A 23,147-nucleotide genomic window follows, 5' to 3' on the forward strand; every position below is an offset into this window, starting at 1 on the left:
TCCTGACGGGTGGTGCGGGCCGGGGCGTATCACGATCCCGGCCCGCACTGCGGGTTCTACTGGTTCGCCGCGTCGAGACGCTGCGAGATCAGATCGACCATCTGCTGGGCATCGATCTCACCGAAGAAGAGCTGCGTGAGCGGCTCCTGCACGGCGGTCTGGATGTCGGCGTTCTGTCCGAGCAGTCCGAAGTAGAGCGGCTGCAGGTCGCCGGCCGCGAGGATGTCGACGACGGCCTCGAAGCCCTCGGGGGCGGGAACGCCCTGATAGGCGGAAATCGCTCCGAAGTCGCGGGCGTAGTCCTCCTGCACCTCGCGCTGACCGAGGAACTTCAGCCAGGCCACCGCAGCCTCGGGATTCTGACCGTCGGCGGCGACGGAGAGCCCCTGCACGCCGCCGATCGACGACTCCTGATCGCCGCTCGCGCCGGGCGCGGTCGGGAAGGCGAAGGTGCCGACGTCGAACCCATCGGGGATCGCGTCGCCCATCTCGGAGACGAGCCACGAACCCATGAGGATCATCGCCGCGTCGCCCTGGAAGAACGAGAGCTGCGCTGCCGTGAAGTCGGTGCTGCGGAAGCCGTTGAGCAGATTCCCGTCCGACACGATCCGCTCGAGATCCTCCGCGGCATCCATCACGCCCGGGAGATCGGCGAACAGCGGGCGCTCGCCCTCGATCGGGTCACGCGTCGTCTGCGCTCCGCCGATCGCCTGCAGCACCGGCTCGGCTCCGACGTGCCGGATGAGCAGGTAGTCGAAGTAGAGCTGCATGTAGTACGCGAAGGTGCCCGTCACGGCGAACGGGGTGACGCCCGCCTCCTTGAGCGCGTCGGCCGTGTCGACGAGTTCGTCGATGGTCGTCGGCACCTCGAGGCCGTTCTCCTCGAAGATCGTCCGGTTGTAGAAGAACTGGATGACGGTGACCGACTCGGGGGCCATGCAGACCTCGCCGTCCTCGATCCAGCTCTCGATCTGCGGGCGCACGGCGGGATAGATCGCGTCGGACCACGTGCCGCCGTCGCCGAAGTCGCTCGCCATGGCGTCCGAGAGGTCGTAGCTGAGGCCGCCCTCGAGCAGCTCCCCGTTGGGGCACTGTCCCGGAAGCACCGGGTTGACGTCCGGCGGATCGCCGGCGCGGTAGCGCGTCATGATCGGCGGCATGCCGGGGCCACCGCCGAATGTGATCTCGACGTCGAGCCCCTCGTTCTCGGCTTCGAACTCTCCGACGAGCTCGGCGAGCCGGTCGTAGAGCGGCGTGCCCTCCGGGTGATAGCTCACGATCTCGAGCTTCCCCCCGACGTTCTCGTCGGCGGGGGGCGTCGTGCAGGCCGCGAGGCCGACGGTGAGCGCTCCGATGCTGAGTGCAGCGAGCGCGGATTTCGTCTTACGCATGTCTCTCCTCATGAGTGGTGCTGTCGGGTGTAGCGGATGGTCAGCGCGAAGCTGTCGTGCGCGGGGTCGAGCACGAGACGCTCTCCATCGAGCGTCACCGCGGCCGCGTCGGGTCCGTCGACGCCTGCGATCACGTGGGATCGCGGGGCGCGGACGTCGAGTGACACGGGGATCGGGGGCCGCCCCGGCGTGAGCTCGACGCGAACGTCGACAGCTCCGTCGTCGAGGCGGGAGTCGAGCGAGTAGGCGACGTCGCCCACCGCGCTCGGGAGGCGCGCGACCGAGATCCGCTGACCGGACCGCAGCCAGTGCCGCGGCGTCGAGGGCGCGAGCGAGACCGCCTCGAGCCGCCCGTCGGCACGGGCTTCGTGCAGCAGCATGAGCCGCAGGGTCACGAGGAACAGTGCGTTGCTCGTGCTGTTCGGCGGGTACCAGGACGAGCGGTGGTACTCCCCCGGTACGGCACCCACGGTGGTCGCCTCGCCGTCGAGGTGCGTTCCGCGCGTCATCCCGTGCGCGAGCTTGCTGTAGAGCGTCAAGGCGAGGCGGTCGGCCTCTCCGAGGTCGGCGAGTACGCGCATCTGCTGCAGACCGAAGGCGTTGTCGATGCCCGCGACTTTGTAGCCCGCCGTGCCTTCGTCGAAGACTTCGCCTTGCTGCGGGATCGGCTCGTAGAGCCCGCTGAATCGGGCGAGCCCGAGCAGGAACCCTCCGTGGAGGTCGAGGTAGCGCTGGAGACGCGGCAGCTCGGGGCCGGCGGACGGCAGGATGCCGGTCGCGAGCGCGTACGGGAACACGAGTGTCCAGTAGTTGCCGTGACGAGTCTCGGGCAGGAAGTCGAAGGGCGCGGCGAACGCGTCCGAGCCGAGCACGACGGGGATGAACGTCGAGCCGTCGGGCAGTTCGACGGCCGCCTCGCGGAGCGCCGTTCGCAGGCTCTCGCCGAATCGGGTGATCGCCGCCTCGGTCTCCTCCCCGAGCGGGTCGCCCGTCGCTCGGAAGACGCGGGCGGCGTCGACGAGACCTCGCCAGGCGACCGACTGGCTGTGCGCTCCGTAGACCACTTCGGGGATATCCCAGGCGTAGCGTTCCGGCGACAGGAGCCCTCGAGGGTCGGTTGCGAGCTGAGCCACGAGGGCGTCGACGTACCCGCGGTAGGTCGCACGGCTCGCCGTCAGCGGCTCGCCGTCGCCCGTCAGCTCCACGTACTCGGCGATCGCCGAGAGCTTCGTACCGCGCTCCCACGACTCGTACCACTCCGCGCCCGACCCGTTGGTCAGATCCAGCAACTCGCGCAGCTGCTCGCGGTACCGGTCGTGATGGCCGAACCAGAGCAGCGGCTGCGTCGCGAGGTGGCCCTCGGCGAGGAACGCCCGTTCGTAGGGGTTGCCGATCGAGTAGCGATGGCCCATGACGAGGTTCTGCAGCACGAGACTCTTCGTCGCGGCGACGACTCGGGCGTCGGGCACCTCGACGAGCGCTCCGGCCTCGAGGGCAGCCGTCCAGGTCTCGGCGACCGCGGCGCGGGCCGCATCGAACTCGGCGGAGAGCGTGGCCCGGCCGCTGCCCCGCGGATCGGGTTCGAGGGGCAGCGCGAGTTCAAGGGTCGTCGTCCGGCCGGGTTCGAGCTCGAGGCGGAAGACCGCGGCCTCCCCGTCCCAATCGAAGGGATGGCTGGCCGTGAGGACGACTCCGCTCGCCGCGGTCACCTCCTCGTCGGCTCGGAGCTCTCCGAACGACGGCGCATCGACCCGCACGCGGAGCGTGACCGTCGTGCGCTGGTGGGTCTCGACGGTGAAGCGCAGCCAGTTGGTCAACGGGCGGTCGGTCGCCGGGGTGGTCACGAACGACGTGCGTCGGTATCGCACGCCCGCCTCGTCGCGGTACGCGAGTTCGAGAATCGGGAGGTACCCGTCGGCGAGCTCGGAGCGATCGAGCCGGGCCAGGTCCGCCCCGAACTGCTCGTCGCCCGACGCTCCGACGGAGAAGAACCAGCGTGCGGCGTCGTCGCGTACACGGGCCGGTTTGTGTGCGCGCTCGGCCTCCTCGCCGTTCGGAAGGACCGCACCCTGGATGAGCCAATTGCGGATCCCCTCCGCGAGGATCTGGCTTCCGTCGATGAGGTGGAGCGCGAAGCTCGTTCCGCGCACGCCATCCGTGAGCGGAAGATACGGCACGGGCGTCTGGTACACGGGATCGGCGAGGAACGACGGGGTCAGCAGGTCGGACACGTCCTCCCACGCGACGCCGTCGGGGGCGTTGGCGAGCACCGATTCGCCCCAGACGTCTCGGTGCGAACGGAGTGCCGCGGTGACGCGGGCGACGTACTCGGCCGAGTGGACGCGGCTGTCCCGAGCGGCGAGGTAGTCGCTCTCGACGAGTGGCTGCATCCGTCCTACCTTTCAGTCGCAATTCGTACGTAATTGCTCGGCGTGGTTTCGGCGACGGTACCACTCGTCCGAGCGCAAGGTCAACGCCATTAATTCAGGCGACATTGTTGACCGTGGGCCCGTTCTGGGCCTAGTGTTCGAAGCGCAATTTACGTACCTATTTACGAACGAGAGAGGCGCCGGTGCCGAACGAACACCGCGTACCGCGCGAGTTGCGCATCCTCGCGCTGGACGTCACCCCCGTGCGCGTCCCGCTCCGTCGCCCGCTGGTCACGGCTCTCGGCGACATGCGCGATTCCTCGTACGCCGTTCTGCGCCTCGAGTGCGAGGGCGGGATCACGGGCCTCGGTGAGGTCTCGTTGATCTGGCACGGCGACGGCGCCCTGCTCGGCACCTCGGTCGCCCCGCTCCTGCGCGCCGCTGCGGTCGGCGGCGACGCCTTCGCCCGCACCGCGCTCCTCGCGGCGGCGCGCGAGGAGCTCCGGTTCGGCAAGCACTCGCTCACCGCCCTGGCCGCGCTCGACATGGCGCTGCTCGATGCCGTCGGTCAGGCGACCGGTCTGCCGGCGCATGCGTTCGTCGGCGGCGCGGTGCGCGACCGGGTGCTGGTGTCGATGTCGCTCTCGGTCGCCGACGTCGACGCGACCCTCGCCGAGGCCCGCGGCCACGTCGATGACGGCATCCGCGCGCTGAAGATCAAGGGACTGCGCGACGGGCAGCATGTCGCCGAGATCGCTCGTGTCCTGCGACGCGAGTTCGGCGACGAGCTCTCACTCCGGGTCGACCTCAACATGGCCTGCCGCACCGCGAAGGAGGCGCTCGGCATCGCACGGGCGCTCGAGCCGCACGGCATCCGCTCGCTCGAGCAGCCGCTGCCGCCCGACGATCTGGCGGGGCTCGCCTTCCTCCGCGCACACACCCCCATCCCGCTGATGCTCGACGAGAGCGTCTGGGACGAACGAGACGCCGATCGCGCCATCGCCGCCGGGGCGCTCGACATCGCGAACATCTACGTCGCCGAAGCGGGAGGCGTCGACGCGGGGCTCGCGATCGCCCGTCGCTGCGCACTCGCGGGGGTCGAGGTGACCGTGGGCTCGATGCCCGAACTCGGCATCGGTACCGCCGCGGCGGCTCACCTCGCCGTCGCCCTGCCCCACCTCGAGCACCCCGCCGACGTCGTGGGCTTCCGCTATCACTCCGACGACGTCGTGCGACACGACCTGCGGGTGGAAGACGGCTATCTGCTGCGTCCGGATGCGCCGGGCCTCGGCGTGGAACTCGACGTGGACGCCCTCGCCCGCTTCGCGATCGGAGCCGCCGCGTGACCGCCGACATCGAGTACCTCGACAGCGGGATGCTCGTCGGGCGCACCGCGACGGCGGGGTTCGGCGACGTCGCCTCGCTGCTCGACCTGATCGACCGGATCGGGGTCGCCGGCGCCGCCATCCACCACGCCGTGGCGCGCGAGCACGATCCGATCAGCGGCAACCGGCTGACGCTCGAAGCCGCGGCGCAGTCGCCGCGCCTGATGCCGGTGTGGACGGTCCTCCCCCATCACACCGGCGAGTTCCCTCATCCCGCCGAGCTCGTCGCCGAGGCCGTCGCGGGCGACGTGCGCCTCGCGCGCATGTTCCCCTCGCCGGACCTGTCAGGGCATCGCTTCGCCCTGCGTTCCTGGGTCACGGGAGAGCTGCTCGGCGCGCTCGAGGCGGCGCGGATGCCGCTGTTCCTCGACTTCACGCTCTTTCGACGCGGCGAACCGCCGTGGGACGACATCGCGGGCGTGTGCGCCGACCATCCCCGGCTCCCGATCGTGCTCGTCGAGGTGCAGGGTCGCAACAATCGCAACCTCTACCCGATGCTGGAAAGATTCCCCGAGCTCCGCGTGCAGACGGGCGGCTACAACGTGCACGCGGGGCTCGAGGATGTCTGTGCACGATACGGGCCCGAACGCCTGATCTTCGGCTCGAACCACCCGTTCTCCTCCGCCGGGGCGGCCCGGTTCCACCTCGAGCGCGCGCTCATCGCCGACGACGAGCGGCAACTCATCGCCTCGGGCAACCTCCGCGCCCTCCTCTCCCGAGCACACGGAGCCTGACGTGAGTCCGAACAAGACGGCCCCGACCGACTTCACGCCCATCATCGACGCGCATGCCCATCTGGGGAAGTTCCGGAACTTCCACATCCCGCGGGCCGACTCGGCGGGGCTCGTCGCCTCACTCGACGCCTACGGGATCGATGCTGCGGTGATCTCCTCCCATGCGGCGATCTCCGCCGACTTCGTCCGAGGCAACGACGAGACCCTCGACGCTCTCGACTCCCACCCGGGGCGGCTGTACGGCTACACCGTCGTCAATCCCAACTACGGCCACGAAGCTGCGGCCGAGCTCGAGCGCTGCTTCTCGCACCCGGCGATGCGCGCGATCAAACTGCACCCGGAGCTGCACGGCGATCAACCCGTCACGGGGAGCGGCTATGCGCCGGCGTGGGAGTTCGCCGACGCCCACGGACTGCCGGTGCTCTCCCATACCTACTTCGCGGGCGACTCGCTCGACGCGTTCGGCGGGCTCGCGGATCGCTACCCGGGGGCGACCCTGCTCATCGGTCACGCCGGCATCGACCACGGCATCCGCGATGTCGTGCGCCTCGTGACCGAGCACCCCAACGTCGTGCTCGACCTGTGCGGCGCCCTCGTGCATGCGGGCGTCCTCGAGGAGCTGCTCGCGCACGTGCCGGTCGAGCGTCTCGTCTTCGGGACCGACATGCCCTTCATCAGCGGCGCGCGACAGATCGGCACCATCCTGTACTCGGGCCTCTCCCGGGACGACCAAGCGTTGATCCTGGGCGGCACGGCGACCCGGCTGTTCAAGATCTCGGAGGTGGCGTCATGACATCGGTGCAGTGGGCGGAGCACACGAGCGACGAGCTCGCGCGAGTCGCGTCCCAGGTCGTCGTGCTCGTCCCGATCGGTGCGACCGAACAGCACGGCCCCCACCTCCCGGTGGGCACCGATCACTTCGTCGCGGCCGACATCGCCCGCCGTGTGGCCGAATCGACGACGAACCCCGACCGACCCGTCCTGGTGACCCCGGTGATCCCCGTCGGGTCGTCGCATCACCACCTCCCCCGCGCGGGCACGCTCTCGCTCACCGCGGCGACGACGCTCGCCGTGCTGCGCGACGTGCTGGAATCGCTCGCGATCACGGGAGTGCGCCGAGTGCTCGTGATCAACGGCCACGGCGGCAACGACGACGTGATCCGGCAGGCCGTACGCGACATCACCCTCACACGACCGCTCGTCGCGGGCGCCACGAGCTACTGGACACCGGTCGCCACCGCCCTCGCCGCACTCACCGAGGGAATCCCCGTGCCGGGTCACGCCGGTTCGTTCGAGACCTCGCTCGCGCTCGCGCTCGTCCCCGAGCTCGTCGGCGATGCTCGGCCCGACGGCCGCCACCCCGAGTCGGTCCCGCCGCTGACGGGCGCCTACATCGAGCGCCATCGGTGGATCGACGAGATCGGCGGCTCGAGCGACGACGCGGCTCGTGCGGATGCGGAACTCGGCGACCGTGCTCTCGCGCTCATCGTCGACGCGCTCGCCTCGACCGTGAGGGTACTCGCGGCGCATCCCGACCCCCTGGAAGGAGACCCCTCATGACCGACGGCGACAACACCGTTCTCGTGACCGGCGCCGCCCGCGGCATCGGCTTCGCGATCGCCGAGTGGTTCGCCGCACGCGACTTCCGAGTGATCGTCTGCGACGTCCACGAGGACTCGGCGGCCGAGGCTGCCCGACGCCTGCCGGGCGCCCGGGCGCTGGCTGTCGACGTGCGCGACACCTCCGCGGTCGCCGCCTGGCTCGACTCGAGGGATCTCGCTCCCCGTGTGCTGGTGAACAACGCCGCGATCGCGCCGCGCCGCGCCGTCGAGGACTTGGACGCGACCGAGCTCGATGCGGTGCTCGCCGTCAACGTGCGCGGACCCGTGCTGCTCGCGGCGCTGCTCGCTCAGCGTCGAGCCGGAACCGGCGGTGCGATCGTCAACGTCGCGAGCGTCAACGCCTTGCGCGGCCAGCCCGAGATGCTCGCCTACAACGCCTCGAAGGCTGCGCTCGTGTCGGCGACGCAAACCCTCGCCGTCGAGCTCGCCCCCCTCGGTTTCCGAGTCAACGCGGTGCTCCCGGGCTCTACTCACACCGAGATCTGGGAGGAGGGGGGCTGGTCGGAGGCCGACCGTGCCGCCATCGCCGACAAGAACCTCCTGCGCCGCCTCGCCGAACCGCGCGAGATCGCGGAGGTCGTCGGCTTCCTCGCGTCCGACGCCGCCTCGTTCGTCACCGGTCACGCGCTCGTGGTCGACGGCGGCCTCACCGTGAGGATGACATGAGCCGCAGCCGTACGGAGATCGACGACGCCCTGCGTGATCCCGTGGATCGATGGGGTGAGGCCGAACTCGCGCGACCCGAGGGTCCCGCCCTCGCGAGCATCCGCGGCTACCTCCCCCCGCTCGCACTCGGCGACCCCGACTATCTCGCGGAGTCGGGCGCGACCTACGTCGTCTTCGCGCATCCCCTCGAGACGCCCGAATACGCTCTGCATCTCGCCGACGGCAGCCAGATCCTCGCCGAGTACACGCCGCGCTGGGGCGCCCCCGAGTGGGCGCTCGCGTTCCCGCGACCCGCGCGCGACGACGGGCGCCTCGCCCAGCACGATCTGCTGCTCGACGAGGAGGTCCACGGCAGCGCACCGGAGCGACTCGAGCAGCCCGTGCTCGCCGACGGCCATCTGCCGGTGCTCGCGACCCGCTATCGCGACGCGCGCGGAACCGCGTGGGCCCGCGAGTCGTATGCCGTCCGCGACGGTGACCGGCTGAGCAGCCGCCTGCGGCTCCGGGTCGAAGAGTGGGGTCCGGGCGTCTCCTCGGCCCGGGTGACGATCCGCACGCGCGACTTCGGGGGGCGGGAGCGGTCGCGGTTGAGCCGGGAGCTGACCCCCGACGCCGCCGAGATCTCGATCGAGTGCGATCCCCGGTTCTCGCGCGAGTCGGCGCGGGCGATCGACTCCGCGGTGTACGACGCCGGACGGGCCGAAGTCGTCGCCTACTGGCGTGGAGTCCTCGATCTCGGCGCCCGCATCCGGGTCGCCGATCGTGAGGTGGTCGACGCCGCCGAGAACCTCGTCATCCAGAACCTGATCCTCGCCGAGCACTACAGCATCGGCAATCCGTACGAGACGGTCTTCATGATGGAGGCGCATCAGGCGGTGCTCGCACTCGCCCGCTTCGGTCAGACCGTCCGCGCCGGCGAGGCCCTCGATCGGCTCGTCGCGCGCACCAACGGCGCCGGCCCCGAGTGGTACGAGTCGTGGGAGCGAGGGGCGAAGCTGCGATCCGCCGCCGAGTTCGTTCACCTGACCGGCGACCGGTCGCTCGTCGAACGCCACGCCGGCACGTACCTCGACTACCTCGACGACATGGTGCGGCAGACGCGCGAGGATCCACACGGGCTCCTCGCGCCGGAACGCTACGCGTGGGACATCCCCGAGCCCGTGTACGGGTTCCACAGTCAGGCGGTGGCGTGGCGCGGGATGCGCGACATCGTGCCGCTCCTCGCCGAGGCCGGCGCCCTCCCCGACGACGAGCCGATGAGGGCCGCCGTCGACCGGCTCCGCACGTCACTGCTCGCGGCGGCGCGCGCGAGCAGTTCGCACCTCGACGACGGCTCCTTCTTCGTGCCGATCGCCCTGAATGCCGGCGAGAAACCTCACGCGCACCTCACCGAATCGCGGATGGCGAACTATTGGAATCTGGTGGCACCGTTCGCGCTCGCGTCCGGGATCTTCCCGGCCGGAGGTTCGGAGGCGCGCGGGCTCCTCGCCTACCAGCGCCTCCACGGCGCATGGCTGCTGGGGCTGACGCGCTTCAACGGCCTCTACGACCCCCCGACACCGATCGGAGAGTTCCGGGCCGACGGCACCGGGGGCTACAAGGCGCCGGGGATCGACAATGCCTTCGGCGTGCAGACGATGCACTTCCTCGCCGACAACGACCAGGCCGACCGCATGGTGCTCGGGCTCTACGCGAAGCTCGCCCACGGGATGACCGCGGGCACCTTCGTCGACGGCGAGGCGACGACGGTGGGGGCGGTGGACGGCGAGGACGCGCGATCCACCTGGTACCCGCCCAACGGGACGAGTAACGCGATGTTCCTCGACACGCTGCGGCTGATGCTCGCCCGCGAGACCTGGGACGACGACGGGCGTCCGCGAACCCTCGACGTCTTCCCCGCGACCGCGCGCAGTTGGCTCGCGGAAGGCGAGGACCTCCGGGTCGAGGCGTTGCCGACCGCATTCGGGATGCTGGGGGCCCATGCGCTGACGACGGACGACGTGACACGTGCGGAGCTCCGGCTCGACGCTCGCGACCTGCCCTCCCGACTGCGCGTCCACGCCCGCCGACCCGGTCGACGCGCGACCTGGGCCCGCATCGGCGACGACCCGGCGACGCCGCTCGCCGAGGGCGTCGAGTGGGTCGACGTGCCTCCCGCCGCGCACGTGGTCGTCGCCTTCGGTCCCGGGCCGGTGCCGACGTGATCCGCTCACTACCCTCGACGAGCGAAGGAGGACACCATGCAGGTCAGGCTCGGAATCGTATGCCCTGAGTCGTCCCGCGAGGCGTTCGCGTCCGCGGCGGCGACCCTGAACGGCGTCGCGCCCGTGTGGATCACCTACGTCGCCGAGCACGAGATCGCCGAACGGGTGGCCGCGACCCTCGGGCAGTGTGACGCGATCTGCTTCTCGGGCGAGCTCCCGTACCTCGAGACGCGCGACATCATCCCTCCGCAACTGCCGACCGCGGTCGTGCGCCTGACGAGCATCGACGTCGCCGTCGCGCTCCTCCGAGCCAGCGAGGCGGGCCTGCCTCGCACGCCGTTCAGCATCGACACGGTCGACCCCGCGATCGTCGCCGAACTCGCGGCGGAGTTGGAGGTCGAGCAGGACGTGATCGCCACGCTGCGGCACTCGAGCGGGCTCGAGGTGTCCGAGGTGATCGAGTTCCACCGCGACGCGCGCGAGGCGCGGGGCACCGCCTTCGCGGTCACGGGCCGGAGCAACGCCCTCGAGCCGCTCGCCCGCACGCTCGACGTTCCGGTGTTCGCGGCCCGACCGGTGGTCGCCTCCATTCGCGTCGCGATGAACCGCGCGGCGCTGGCCGCCGTCTCGCACAAGCACTCCGAGATGCGCTTCGCGGCGGCTCTGTTCCGTGTCATCGACGAAGGCGACCTCATCGAGTCTGAGGTGCGACGGCTGAGTCTCGCCCGCGCGATCCACGACACCGTGGAGTTCGACGACGCGTGGGTGGAAGCCCGCGGCGGCGGCCAGGACGTGCTCGTCTTCGCCAACAAGGGGCTCATGCAACAGCTCACCGAGCGATGGACCTCGGCACCGATCCTCGCCGACCTCCAGAAGTCGCTGCGGCTGAAGCTCGTGGTCGGCTTCGGCCTGGGTGACACCGCCCGCAAGTCGGTCGAGTTCGCGGAGGCCGCCGCCCGGCACGCCGCCGCCGCGGGCGAAGGCAACGCCTTCCTCGTGAGCGAAGAGGGCGTGATCATCGGGCCTATGGGGGTCTCGTCGGGTTCCGCGCCCCGCGCGAGGTTCGGGGCGGAGAGCCAACGGATCGCCCGCCTCGCCGAACGACTCACCCTGAGCGCCGAGACGGTCGCCCGCCTCGTCGCCCTGGAGCACGAGTCCGCGGGCGAGCCGATCACCGCGGGCGAGATCGCGGCGAAGCTGCGGTTGACCGCGGCCAGCGGACGCCGCATCCTGCGGCTTCTGAAGGAGCACGGCATGGCCGACGCCGCCGGAACGGTACACACGCCGAACCGCGGACGTCCCACCACGATGTACCGCCTGCGGCTCGCCGAGAGCCTCAGCGTCGACGAAGGAGCCTGACATGCGACACCTCTCCACTCCCGCCGCCCCCGCACCGGTCGGGGCCTATTCGCAGGGCGTCGAGACCGACGGCCTGGTCGTGACGGCCGGCATGGGCCCGATCGACCCGGCGACGGGCGCCGTCGTCGGCGAGTCCGTCACCGAGCAGACTCACCGCACCCTCGACAACCTCGAGGCGGTGCTGGGCGAGAGCGCCCTGACCCTCGCCGACGTCGCGAAGGCCACGGTCCACCTCCAGCACCTCGAGCGCGACTTCGCCGCGTACGACGCGGTGTGCCGCGAACGCTTCCCGGAGCCCTACCCCGCGCGCACCACGGTCGGTTCGCAACTGCTGGGCATCCTCGTCGAGATCGACGTGCTCGCCGTCAGGCCCGCCCGATGACCGTGGGCGACGCCACCGCGGAGGCCGTCGAGGCGAGTGCCTGGCTGCGGGCCGCGGGCCGCGAGGGCCGCGCCTCGCTGCTGACCGCCCTGGCCGACGCACTCGACGCCCGGGGCGACGAGCTCGTCGCGATCGCCGACGAGGAGACAGCGCTCGGGGCGGCACGTCTGCGCGGCGAGGTGGTTCGCACCAGTGGGCAGCTGCGACTGTTCGCCACCGTGATCCGCGAGGGCGCGTACCTCGAAGCGACGATCGACCACGCCGACGACGCGAGCCTCCCCCCGCGACCCGACCTGCGCCGCATGCTCGCGCCGCTCGGACCCGTGGCGGTGTTCTCCGCGAGCAACTTCCCCTTCGCCTTCTCGGTGCTCGGCGGCGACACCGCATCTGCCCTCGCCGCAGGGTGCCCGGTCGTCGTGAAGGCGCATTCCGGTCACCCGCGTCTCTCCCGCGCCGTCGCCGAGCTCGCGCGGGGCACCGCCGAGGGGATCGGGGCTCCGCGCGCCGTCGTCGCCCTCGTCGAAGGCAGGGAGGCCGGGATCGAGCTCGTTCGCGACCCCGCGATCCGCGCCGTCGGTTTCACGGGGTCGCTCCACGGCGGGCGGGCGCTCTTCGACGTCGCGTCGTCGCGGCCCGACCCCATCCCGTTCTACGGCGAACTCGGAAGTGTCAACCCGGTCGTGGTGACCCGATCGGCGATCGAGTCGCGGGCCGTCGTCCTCGCGGACGGCCTGGTCGGGAGCTTCACCCTCGGCGCGGGGCAGTTCTGCACGAAGCCGGGCCTCGTCCTCATCCCGCGCGACACGGTGTTCCCGGCGCTCGTCGCCGAACGCGTGAGCGGCGAACCGCAGCGCATGCTCACGCCCTCGATCGCGCAGACCTTCGTCGACGGTGTGGCACGACTGGCGACGGACCCCGCCGTGCGGCTCGTCGCGGGCGGACAGGCGGAGCCGGGCGCCCCGTCGGTCTTCCGGACCTCTGCCCGCGACGTGCTCGCGCAGCCCGAACTCGCCGACGAGTGCTTCGGCCCCGTCACGCTCCTCGTCGAGTACGAGTCCACCGAGGAGGTCGCCGGCGTCCTCGATCTCATCGGCGGTGCGCTCACCGCGACCCTCCACCTGGGCGATGACGACGACGCCTCCGCCTGGGCGGCCCTCGCCGAGCCTCACGTCGGCCGGGTTGTGTTCGGCGGTTGGCCGACCGGGGTCGCGGTCACCTGGTCGCAGCACCACGGCGGTCCGTGGCCGGCGACGACGAGCGCGCTCCACACCTCCGTCGGCGCCACAGCGATCCGACGGTTCCTTCGACCCGTGACCTATCAGTCCGCCCCTGCCGACGCGCTCCCCGCCGAACTCCGCGACGAGGGGGGCCGCGACATCCCGCGACGCGTGGACGGTGTTCTCACGCTCCGCACGACCATCGGCTGACCCAGGTCAAGACCCTTCCCGCAGGGCGCGCCGCCGCGAAAAGTGGTGTCGGTGACTCTGCTGGGATACCACTGCTCGCACGAGAACGTTCCGCCCGACGCCCTGCTCGCGGCCGTGCAGGCCGCCGAGCGGGTCGGATTCGACGCCGCGATGTGCTCCGACCACTTCGCCCCGTGGGGCGAGAGCCAGGGCGAGTCGGGCTTCGCGTGGTCGTGGCTCGGCGCCGCCCTCGCGACGACCCGGCTCACGCTCGGCGTCGTCACGGCCCCCGGGCAGCGCTACCACCCCGCGATCGTCGCGCAGGCCATCGCGACCCTCGGGGTCATGTTCCCCGGGCGGTTCTGGGCCGCGCTCGGCAGCGGCGAGGCGATCAACGAGCACATCACGGGCGACCCGTGGCCGCCCAAGGAGGCCCGCGACCAACGCCTCCTGCAGAGCGTCGAGATCATCCGCGACCTGCTCGACGGCGAGGAGGTCTCGCACGACGGACCCGCCGTCACCCATCGGGCCCGGCTCTGGAGCCGGCCGGAGGTGGCTCCCCGCCTCGTCGGGGCGGCGGTCACCGCCGAGACGGCCGCGCGAGCGGCGAGCTGGGCCGACGGGCTCATCACCGTCGTCGGCAGCACCGACGAGATGCGTCGCGTGATCGACGCGTACCGGGATGCCGGCGGCGCAGGTCCGTGCGTCGTGCAGGTGCATCTCTCCTGGGCGCCGACCGACGACGAGGCCGTCGCCATCGGGCTCGAGCAGTGGCGGCACGGACCCGCGGTGAAGCCCCCGGAGACGTGGGACATCGCCGACCCGGCCGAGTTCGACCGGCGGTCCGCACACGTCGGGCCCGACGACATCCGCCGAGCCCTGCTCGTCGACCACGACCCCTCCCGCCTGGCGGACCGGATCGCCGCGATCGTCGCCGCCGGGTTCGACGGCGTCTACCTCCACCACGTCGGACGGGAGCAGGCGCCGTTCCTCACGATGGCGGGCACCGACCTGCTGCCCGCCCTGCGAGAGGCGACCGCGTGAAGATCACCGATACGAGCGACCTGTGGTGGAAGAACGCGGTCGTCTACTGCCTCGACGTCGAGACCTACCTCGACGACGACGGCGACGGGATCGGCGATCTCGCCGGGCTCGGGCGACGCATCGACTACCTCGCCGACCTCGGCATCACGTGCCTGTGGCTCATGCCGTTCTACCCCAGCCCGGATCGCGACGACGGCTACGACGTCTCGGACTTCTACGGCGTCGACCCGCGTCTCGGCACGCACGGCGACCTCGTCGAGGTCATCCGCACGGCACGCGACCGCGGCATCCGCGTCATCGTCGACCTCGTCGTGAACCACTCGTCCGATCAGCACCCGTGGTTCCGCGCCGCCCGGAAGAGCGTCGACAACCCCTACCGTGACTTCTACGTGTGGCGGAAGGACGTGCCGAAGGGCACGACCAACACCGTGTTCCCGGGCGAGGAGGCGTCGATCTGGGAGCTCGACGAGAAGACCGGCGAGTACTTCCTCCACTCCTTCTACCGCCACCAGCCCGACCTCAACATCGCGAACCCGCGCGTGCGCGACGAGATCGCGAAGATCGTCGGGTTCTGGCTGCAGCTCGGGGTCTCCGGTTTCCGTGTCGACGCCGTGCCGTTCCTCATCGAGCCGCCGGACGGCGTCGACCTCGGCGACCCGCACGAGTTCCTGCGCGACATCCGCCGGTTCCTGCAGCGGCGCTCGAGCGAGGCGATCCTGCTCGGCGAGGTGAACCTCCCCTACCGCGAGCAGCTCGACTACTTCGGCGGCGCGAACGGCTCGGAGCTCACGATGCAGTTCGACTTCCTCGGGATGCAGGCGCTCTACCTGTCGCTCGCGCGTCGCGATCCCGCCCCGCTCGTCCGCACGCTCAAGAACCGTCCCGCGATCGCCCCCGAGTCGCAGTGGGCGAACTTCGTGCGCAATCACGACGAGCTCACGCTCGACAAGCTCACCGAGAAGCAGCGCACAGAGGTGTTCGACGCCTTCGCCCCCGACGAGCAGCAGCGCGTCTACGGCCGCGGGATCACCCGTCGGCTGCCGACGATGCTCGAAGGCGACCCTCGGCGCATCCGCATGGTCTACAGCCTCCTGTTCGCGCTGCCCGGTACCCCCGTGCTGTTCTACGGCGAAGAGATCGGGATGGGCGAGAACTCCGAGATCGACGGCCGCGGTTCGGTGCGCACGCCGATGCAGTGGAACGCGGAGCGCAACGGCGGGTTCTCGACCGCGGCCCCCTCGCGCCTCGTCGCGAAGCCTCCGGGCGACGGATGGGCGCCCGAGCACGTCAACGTCGTCGCGCAGCGGGACGACGAGGGGTCGCTGCTCCAGCACCTCCGGCGGCTCATCGCTCGCTATCGGGGGTCGGCGGAGATCGGCTGGGGCGAGTTCGAGCTGCTCGAGCACGACCAGCCCGCGGTGCTCGTCCACTCGATGCGCAGCGACCTCGGCCGCTTCGTCGCGCTGCACAACTTCGCCGAGCGTCCCGTGACGGTCACGGTGACCCTCGGCGACGAGCCCGACGGCACGGCGCTCGTCGACCTGCTCGGGCCCGAGCGCATCCCGATCGACGGGACGCGCACGACGCTCGAACTGGACGCCTACGGATACCGGTGGTTCCGCGTCGGGCGCCCCGGCGACGGGCGGCTCGGCTAGCCGTCCGGATCGGCGCCCCGTCGGCGATCGACGACCCGCTCGAGCGCCGTCAGTCTCTCCTCGGGAGCCCCGGTCAGCTCGAGCACCGGAACGTCGCCCACGAGGTCGGGATCGTCGGCGAGCTCCCTCAGCACCTCGTCCATCGCCTCGCGCAACTCCGGGTCCTCGTCGTCGGGCACGTGGATGCCGTCACGCGGCGAGAGCGGCAGGACGACGAGGAGGTCGAGGGTCGCGAGCGCGTCGATCGCGCGGTACACCTCCCGCTCCGGGACCTCGGCGCGGGAGGGCCGCCGCAGCAGATCGAGGGCACCGAGGTAGGCGAGAAAGTCGAGTGGACCCCGCTCCGCGATGAGCCGTGGCACGGGGGGCCGCGTCAGGAGCCGAGCCGAACTGAGTCGCAGTTGCGCGAGGAACGACCCGGCGTCGGCCCCCGGCTCGTCGAAGGACCCCGCCGGGTCGTCGAGCGCGATGTAGTCGCGGCGCACGGCCGCGAACGCCTCGACGAGCGAGCTCTTGCCGGAGGCGTGGGTGCCGGAGACGACGATCCTCACGTCAGTCGAGCGTGATGGCGTCGGGCTGGTCGCCCTGCTCCTTCTCGGGCGGGAGGGGCTTCTTCTTCAGGAGCCGGGCGTTCACCGCCCAGACCACGACGGCGACGAGGGCATAGGCGCCGAAGACGAGCAGCCAACGCAGGAAGTCACCCGGGATGGCGCTCCACGACTTCGGGATCGTGAGCAGCACGAGCATGAAGGCCGCGAGACCGACGACGTAGGAGGCAGCCCAGACGACCTTCTTCCAGCCGAAGAGCTTGGCCCCCTCGAGGTTGCCGAGCGGGAGCAGAGAGAGCGGGAGCGACGAGACGCCCTTGACCGTCACGCCCGCGAGGAACTCGACGAGGAACACGTAGGCGACGTTGTCGATCGGCGCGGGTGCGAGGAACGAGTAGCCGACCCACGCGACGAGCGCGAGCACGAGGCCGAACGCCGATCCGACGATCGTCACGATCGCGCTGCGCGCCGCCTGCAGCGTCGTCGCGTAGGCGATTCCCGCGACGAGCCCGAAGATGACACCGGGCTCGAGGCCGAGGATGCGCGCGACGATCACCGCGACGATCACGAGGGCGAGCGAGCCCCAACGGAACCGCAGATACGGGTCCGACTCCGGCTGCAGCCGCACGGCCACCCGCCGCACGATCGCCCACGCGGCGAGGTTGAACAGCAGGAAGCTCAGGAACAGCGTGACGACGAGGCGCAGCGACATGAGGTTGAACCCGAAGTCGGGGTCGACGAAGGCGCCGAGGATCGCGGCGAGCGCGAAGCCCGGCCACATGAGCCAGCCGGGCAGACCGGAGCGGCGGATCGGCGCGGCGGGTTCGCCGGGCGCCGCGGGCGCGGATGCTGCCGGTTCGGGCTCCCGCCGCCGGAACAGCCCGCGTACCCACCGCTGGAGCTGTTGGTAGCGGGAGCCGACGACAGAGTTGAGGAGCGTCGACGGCCAGCCGACGACGAGCATGAGCATGAACGACCCGCTCGCGATGACCGCCCATTGCACGCCCGTGGGCGCGGCCTGCTGGATCGTGCGCAACTCGCTGAGAGTCGACGGGTCGTCGAGTTGCGTGCCGTCGAGATACGGCTCGGTGAGGATGATGTTCGCGAACAGCTGGGGCCGGTCGGGGATGCCCGTGGGCGACGGATCCGTGACGCCGTCGGTCCACGTGAACTCGTAGATGTTCGACCCGACTGTGGAAGGCGCAGGCACGTTCTGTCCGTTGCTGAAGCGCGCACCGACCGACGTCGGCCGCGGGTCGAGCGTGAGGAGGTCGTCGGCGACGAGCCCCGCGGAGGCCGGGTTGCCGCCCGTACCGTTCTCGACGATGTTGATGTCGCCGCGGTCGGAGAAGCCCGACGCCTCGAACGCGCGGAGGAGCGCGACGAAGTCCTCGAGGGTGAAGTCGACGTAGAAGAGCGTGTACTGCACCGACTGGAGGTACCCGCCGTCGGCGTCGAGCGTCTCGACGAAGACCTCGCCCTGCGGCCGGATCGCGCAGTCCCAGGGGATCGAGCGCATCGGCGGCGGCACGAACCGACGCTCCGGCTCGAAGTACTCGTAGGCGCCGTCGGTGTAGCCGTTGCCGGCGCAGTCGGCTCGGTCGGCCGACGCCGCGGTCGGCATCCCGAGCACGGCGAACATCGCGATGACGAGACCGGCCATCCAGCGCTTCATGGCGACGAAGATACTGGGTCGCGGGTCAGCCGAGCGACTCCGTCGGGATCACGAGCATGCCCCACACGCGGAACGGCGGCAGCTCGAACCACGCGCTCGACTGCGCAGCGGTCAGAGCGTCCGACTGCTCCGACGTGCCGACCCCCGACGACGCGAGCTCGACGAGGTCGGGGGCGTCGACGGTCGCGAACCGCACGGGCGATCCGGGAGCGACAGGGGCGAGCCCCACCCGCACCCCCGATCGCGGTTGCGCCGGGGTCTTGCCGGCATCCCACGCGGTCTCCGACTGAGCGGCGAGGTCGACGAGGTGCACGACGAGCCCGGCCTCGGTGCGCACGACGCGCGTCCAGAGCGACCCCGCGTCGGCCTTGGTGGAGACGGGCACGTCGGCCTCGACGACGACGTCGCCGTTGATGCCGCCCGTGTAGAACTCCGTGACGTCGACCGCCTCGGAGTCGTAGAGCAGGTCGCCGTAGCGCACCGCGAAGTCGTACCAGGGCACGAGCGCGTCGAACGCCGCGGGAGTGAGCTCGTGGTGGCGCACGTAGTACGGGTCGGTGAGCGCTGCGCTGTCCTCCCCGAGCAGCAGGTGCGTGGCGCCCGCCGCGAAGACCGTCGCCATGACGAACTCGGCGGCCGCGACCGCGCGCTCCTCCGGCTCCGAATCGAAGCACGACAGGTAGGCGGCGAAGATCGGTGGATGCTCGGGCCGGTAGGCGCGGGTGCGCGCGGCGAGCAGCGCGAGGTCGTCGAGGGTCGAGTGCGGCGGCCACACCTCGATGTAGCTCGCATCCTGACCCGTCGTCGCGGTCTCGGCGGTGCCGAAGTCGTTGACGTTGTTGAACATGAAGCGCGCCGTCGGCATCCGCTCGCGCACCGCGTCGAGCAGGACGCGGTAGGACTCCGCGAGGTCGACCCGCGCGCCGTCGGAACGCCGTGCGAACTTCGGCCAGCCGTATTGGTCCAGATGGAACCCGCGCAGCGCCGTCGACTCGAGCACCCCTTCGAGCTCGTCGAGGTAGTGCGCGAGCCAGGTCGGCTCGATCGGGTCGACGAGCACGAGGAAGTCCTCGCCGAGGCGATACGGTTCGCCGTCCGAACGCAGCAGCACCGAGTCGGGCCAGTCCGCGAGCTCGGTGCTGCCGATCGCGTATACCGCGGAGTAGCCGAGCGGGAGCGTGCCCGCCGCGTCGAGCGACCGGGAGAGGTCGTTGACGACCTCGAGATCGCGTTCGGCCCCGAGCGGATCGACGTAGAACCGCTCGGGCGGCAGGAGCGTCGAGTGACGATAGGCCCAGTCGTACAGCAGCGCCGCCGTGAGGTGGAGGCGCCGGAACGTGCGGGTCACCGGAGCGGTGCGGCCGGGGTCGGTGAGGCGCACGACGAACCCGTAGCGCGGGCGCTCGAACGGGTCGTCGAGCACGTCGAACGCCGTGCGCGACGATCCGAGCGTGACGCCGTACCCGCCACGCGCGAACGTTCCGAGAACGACCCGGGTGTCTCCCGCGACGACGGGGACGCGACGCACCGCCTCGGCGAGATGGGTGACGACGAGCTCGCCGTGCTGCTCGGCCGGCCGGTCGAGCTCGACGACGACTTCGTCACCCGGGGCGTAGCCCGCGCGGTCGGGGATGAGCGTCACCGCCACACCGTCGCACGCGCGTCGGACTCGAGCAGCACGAACTTCGCGTGCGACCAGAGCAGCGGATCGGCGACGGGACCCCACCTGTCGATCCACGGCTGCACGAAGTCGGGCGCCTGCGGCTCTTCGGTGAGCTGCTCGGCGAGCTGCGCCCCCGGTGACACGTGGCCGAGCACCCACTCGCGCGCGTGCTCCCGGCCCGCGGTGTTCCCGGTGACCCGGTCGTGCCAGCCGAGCCATGCGGTCAGCAGGTGCCACGGGTTGCCGCCGAAGTAGGTGTCGCCGAGGTAGCGACGGATGCCGCCGCTCGGGCTCGCGAGCTCGGTGCGGATGCGGTCGATCGTCGCGCGCATCGCGGGGTCGTCGGGAGACACGAGGCCGAACGGCGTCGCGAGCGAGACGAGGCTACCGTCGACGCGGTCGTCCTGCGGGCCCTTCACGAACGCACCGTCGCGGATGCACGTGGCCCGCAGGTCGGCGACCACCTCGTCGGCGGTACCGTCGAGCGCGGGGTCGTCCAGCATCCGACTCGCCCCGCGGAGACCGGCGGCGATCGCGGCGAGCGTCGACGTGTGCCGACGGTCGCCCGACTCCTCCCAGTAGTCGTAGCAGGGCAGTCGCCACGCAGCGCGGAGGTAGTCGGCGGCGAGCACGACGGCATCCGAGAGCTCGCCCGGCGCCGCGCCGCCCAGGTGCGCGTGCAGCGCGAAGAGCCACGTCCCGTAGCCGTCGAGTTGGAAGTTCGGCCACTCCTCGGCCTCGACCTCGATGTCGCCGTCGAGGGTGTAGCGCGTCGGCAGCATCTCGTGGCCGGGCACGTCCTCACCGCGATCCAGGCGCGCGACGATGTCGGCGATCCGAGCCCGCTGCCCGGTGATCACTCGCGCGACCCACACGTGGAAGGCGCGTGCGGAGTCGGCGCGACCCGCGGCATCCATCGCGAGCGCGCAGTACGAGCCGTCGCGCAGCCAGGCGAATCCGTACTGCGAGAACTCGGGACTCGCGACGTAGCCGCCCGACGGCGCCTGGCCGTCGGCGAGCACGCGCAGGCTGCTCTCGAGGAGGTCGGTGACGGTGAGGGTGCTGGTCATCAGCTCTTGATCGCTCCGGAGGCCAGTCCAGCGACGAAGAACCGCTGGAACACGATGTACACGATGAGGACGGGGATGATGGCGAGCAGCGACGCCGCGAAGACGAGGCCCCAGCTCGTGCTGTGCTGCCCGTGGAAGAGCGCGATGGCGATGGGCAGCGTGCGCTGGTCGACGTCGTTGAGCACCGTGAGCGCCCACGCGAACTCGTCCCAGGTGCCGAGGAACGCGAAGATGACGCACGTGCCGAGCGCGGGCTTCGCGAGCGGCAGGGCGAGGCTCCAGTAGCGCCGCCACGGGCCGGCGCCGTCGATGATCATCGCCTCGTCGAGCTCCTTCGGGATGCCCTCGAAGAAGCCGGAGAGCAGGAACGTGTTGAAGCCGAGGGCCGTGCCGACGTAGAACGGCACGAGCCCGGGCAGCGAGTTGAGCAGGCCGAGATCCCGGGCGAGCAGGAACTGCGGGATGATCAGCATCATCGTGGGGATCGTGAGTCCGACGACGATGAGCGCGAAGAAGATGCGCTTGCCCGGGAAGTTCAGCCGCGTGAAGCCGTACGCCATCATCGACGACAGCAGCACGATGAGGAACGTGCTCACGATCGCGACGAGCGCCGAGTTGAGGAAGTACCGGCCGAAGTTCTCGTACGACAGCACCTGCACGTAGTTGTCGAGCGTCGGGTCCTCGGGGATCAGGTTGAGCGGGTCGCCGAGCACGAGCGAGCGCGACTTGAAGCTCGTCGAGAGCATGTAGAGGAACGGGTAGACGAGCACGACGGCACCGAACCCGAGGAGCGCGTACCGCACCGCGTAGTTGAGGATGCGCCGTCGGCGCGAGCCCACCATCTCCATCAGAGCCTCATCTGCCGTCGGGTCCACCAGTACTGCAGGGCGGAGATGGCGAGCACGATCGCGGTGAGGGAGAACGACACGGCGCTGCCGTAGCCGAACTCGAGGAACTTGAACGCCTGGTCGTACATGTAGGTGAGCGGCACCTGGGTGTCGTGGGCGCCGCCGGTCATCAGCAGCACCGAGATGAAGACGTTGAACCCGCCGATGACGAGGAGGATGACGACGACCGAGAGGGCGCCGCGGATGGCCGGGATCGACACGAAGCGGAAGCGGTTCCAGGCGCCTGCGCCGTCGATCGCCGCCGCCTCGTGCAGTTCCTTCGGCACGGCGGTGAGCGCCGCGAGGAAGATCAGCATCGCCCAGCCGATGCCCTTCCAGACACCGAGCGCGCAGATCGCGATGAACGAGGTCCAGCGCTCCTGGAACCAGCCGATGTTGTCGTCGGCGACATGCAGGAGGTCGACCGCGACGAAGTTGGCAGGTCCGTCGCCCGAGGAGAACATGAACTGGAAGAGCAGCGAGACGACGACCCAGCTCGTGACGACCGGAAGGTAGAAGAGCACGCGGAACGCGACCCGTCCGGGGAGCTTGCTGTCGAGCAGCACCGCGAGGAAGAGCCCGATCGCGATCTGCAGCGGCACCGTGATCACGGTGTAGACGAGCGCGTTGAGGAGCGAGTCGAGGAACGCCGGGTCTTGGAACGCCCGGATGTAATTGGCGAGACCGACCCAGGGGCTCTCGGCCCCCGGGGCGATCTTCCAGTCCCGCAGGCTGAGCAGGAAGGTCTGCACGGCGGGATAGAGCATGACGAGCGCGTAGACCGCGAAGCCGGGGAGCACGAAGGCGTAGCCCGCGAGCGCCGCCCGGCGACCGCCCCCGGCGGCGGCGGGTGTGCGCCGCCGCCGGGGGGTCGCCGACGGGGAGGGCAGGAGCGCCCGGGTTCCCGTCGGTGTCGTCATCGTCGTCGAACTCTCTTCAGTGGGGGGGGAGCAGTTGTACTGCGCGAGGAGGGCGTCGGCCTGCTCCGCCGCGGAGTCGAGCGCCTCCTGGACGGTCTTCTCGCCGCGGATGGCGGCGCGGATCTCGTCCTGGATGAGCGCGTCGATCTTCGGCCACGCGGGCGTCG

The 23,147-nt window shown here is 70.8% G+C and carries 19 protein-coding genes; 11 read left to right on the forward strand and 8 right to left on the reverse strand.

What is annotated here, in order from left to right; genetic code table 11:
- Positions 1-56: 56 nt before the first annotated feature.
- Positions 57-1,391, reverse strand: a complete 1,335-nt coding sequence (locus tag ACO1X9_RS09685) for an ABC transporter substrate-binding protein (protein WP_486350624.1) — start codon at positions 1,389-1,391, stop codon at positions 57-59.
- 8 nt (positions 1,392-1,399) lie between these two features.
- A complete protein-coding gene (locus ACO1X9_RS09690) occupies positions 1,400-3,781 on the reverse strand; it encodes a hypothetical protein (RefSeq protein WP_486350625.1) in 2,382 nt (793 codons plus the stop codon).
- A 182-nt stretch (positions 3,782-3,963) separates the two neighbouring features.
- Here ACO1X9_RS09690 and ACO1X9_RS09695 point away from each other — a divergent pair, with 182 nt between their 5' ends.
- The 11 genes from ACO1X9_RS09695 to ACO1X9_RS09745 are packed head-to-tail and all read left to right on the forward strand — an operon-like array spanning position 3,964 to position 16,217.
- Positions 3,964-5,106, forward strand: a complete 1,143-nt coding sequence (locus ACO1X9_RS09695; RefSeq protein WP_486350626.1) for a mandelate racemase/muconate lactonizing enzyme family protein — start codon at positions 3,964-3,966, stop codon at positions 5,104-5,106.
- Positions 5,103-5,879: an amidohydrolase family protein gene (locus ACO1X9_RS09700; protein WP_486350627.1), complete on the forward strand. Its 777-nt coding sequence runs from the start codon at positions 5,103-5,105 to the stop codon at positions 5,877-5,879. Before ACO1X9_RS09695 ends, ACO1X9_RS09700 begins: the two co-directional genes overlap by 4 nt.
- Position 5,880: 1 nt before the next feature.
- A complete protein-coding gene (locus ACO1X9_RS09705) occupies positions 5,881-6,672 on the forward strand; it encodes an amidohydrolase family protein (protein ID WP_486350628.1) in 792 nt (263 codons plus the stop codon).
- A complete protein-coding gene (locus tag ACO1X9_RS09710; RefSeq protein WP_486350629.1) occupies positions 6,669-7,439 on the forward strand; it encodes a creatininase family protein in 771 nt (256 codons plus the stop codon). Before ACO1X9_RS09705 ends, ACO1X9_RS09710 begins: the two co-directional genes overlap by 4 nt.
- On the forward strand, positions 7,436-8,167 hold the full coding sequence (locus ACO1X9_RS09715) for an SDR family NAD(P)-dependent oxidoreductase (protein WP_486350630.1): 732 nt from the start codon (positions 7,436-7,438) through the stop codon (positions 8,165-8,167). Before ACO1X9_RS09710 ends, ACO1X9_RS09715 begins: the two co-directional genes overlap by 4 nt.
- Entirely contained in the window at positions 8,164-10,371 is a 2,208-nt protein-coding gene (locus ACO1X9_RS09720) for a hypothetical protein (protein ID WP_486350631.1), read from the forward strand. Before ACO1X9_RS09715 ends, ACO1X9_RS09720 begins: the two co-directional genes overlap by 4 nt.
- Positions 10,372-10,407: 36 nt before the next feature.
- On the forward strand, positions 10,408-11,730 hold the full coding sequence (locus ACO1X9_RS09725) for a hypothetical protein (protein ID WP_486350632.1): 1,323 nt from the start codon (positions 10,408-10,410) through the stop codon (positions 11,728-11,730).
- Between the two features lies 1 nt (position 11,731).
- Complete coding sequence (locus ACO1X9_RS09730; RefSeq protein WP_486350633.1) at positions 11,732-12,112, forward strand: RidA family protein; 381 nt, start codon at positions 11,732-11,734, stop codon at positions 12,110-12,112.
- Positions 12,109-13,539, forward strand: a complete 1,431-nt coding sequence (locus ACO1X9_RS09735; protein ID WP_486350634.1) for an aldehyde dehydrogenase (NADP(+)) — start codon at positions 12,109-12,111, stop codon at positions 13,537-13,539. Before ACO1X9_RS09730 ends, ACO1X9_RS09735 begins: the two co-directional genes overlap by 4 nt.
- A 51-nt stretch (positions 13,540-13,590) precedes the next feature.
- Positions 13,591-14,562: a TIGR03885 family FMN-dependent LLM class oxidoreductase gene (locus ACO1X9_RS09740; protein ID WP_486350635.1), complete on the forward strand. Its 972-nt coding sequence runs from the start codon at positions 13,591-13,593 to the stop codon at positions 14,560-14,562.
- Positions 14,559-16,217, forward strand: coding sequence for an alpha-amylase family protein (locus ACO1X9_RS09745; protein WP_486350636.1), 1,659 nt, complete (start codon positions 14,559-14,561; stop codon positions 16,215-16,217). The genes ACO1X9_RS09740 and ACO1X9_RS09745 overlap by 4 nt, the downstream gene beginning before the upstream one ends.
- Here the strand turns inward: ACO1X9_RS09745 and ACO1X9_RS09750 are convergent.
- From ACO1X9_RS09750 to ACO1X9_RS09775, 6 genes are all read right to left on the reverse strand, one after another.
- Positions 16,214-16,768 (reverse strand): AAA family ATPase, encoded by a 555-nt coding sequence (locus tag ACO1X9_RS09750; RefSeq protein ID WP_486350637.1) that lies wholly within the window; start codon positions 16,766-16,768, stop codon positions 16,214-16,216. The two genes, ACO1X9_RS09745 and ACO1X9_RS09750, sit on opposite strands and share 4 nt — an antisense overlap.
- Before the next feature lies 1 nt (position 16,769).
- Positions 16,770-18,440 (reverse strand): hypothetical protein, encoded by a 1,671-nt coding sequence (locus tag ACO1X9_RS09755; RefSeq protein ID WP_486350638.1) that lies wholly within the window; start codon positions 18,438-18,440, stop codon positions 16,770-16,772.
- A 25-nt stretch (positions 18,441-18,465) separates the two neighbouring features.
- Positions 18,466-20,082 carry a glycoside hydrolase family 66 protein gene (locus tag ACO1X9_RS09760; protein WP_486350639.1) on the reverse strand — a complete coding sequence of 539 codons (1,617 nt, stop codon included), beginning with the start codon at positions 20,080-20,082 and terminating at the stop codon, positions 18,466-18,468.
- The gene (locus ACO1X9_RS09765) at positions 20,079-21,173 is read right to left on the reverse strand and encodes a glycoside hydrolase family 15 protein (protein WP_486350640.1); all 1,095 of its coding nucleotides are present in this window, start codon (positions 21,171-21,173) and stop codon (positions 20,079-20,081) included. The genes ACO1X9_RS09760 and ACO1X9_RS09765 overlap by 4 nt, the downstream gene beginning before the upstream one ends.
- Complete coding sequence (locus tag ACO1X9_RS09770; RefSeq protein WP_486350641.1) at positions 21,173-22,021, reverse strand: carbohydrate ABC transporter permease; 849 nt, start codon at positions 22,019-22,021, stop codon at positions 21,173-21,175. The genes ACO1X9_RS09765 and ACO1X9_RS09770 overlap by 1 nt, the downstream gene beginning before the upstream one ends.
- Positions 22,021-23,147 (reverse strand): carbohydrate ABC transporter permease (locus ACO1X9_RS09775; protein WP_486350642.1); only part of this gene is annotated, 1,127 nt, incomplete at its 5' end. The genes ACO1X9_RS09775 and ACO1X9_RS09770, both read right to left, overlap by 1 nt.

The organism is Pseudolysinimonas sp. (genome assembly GCF_057350545.1).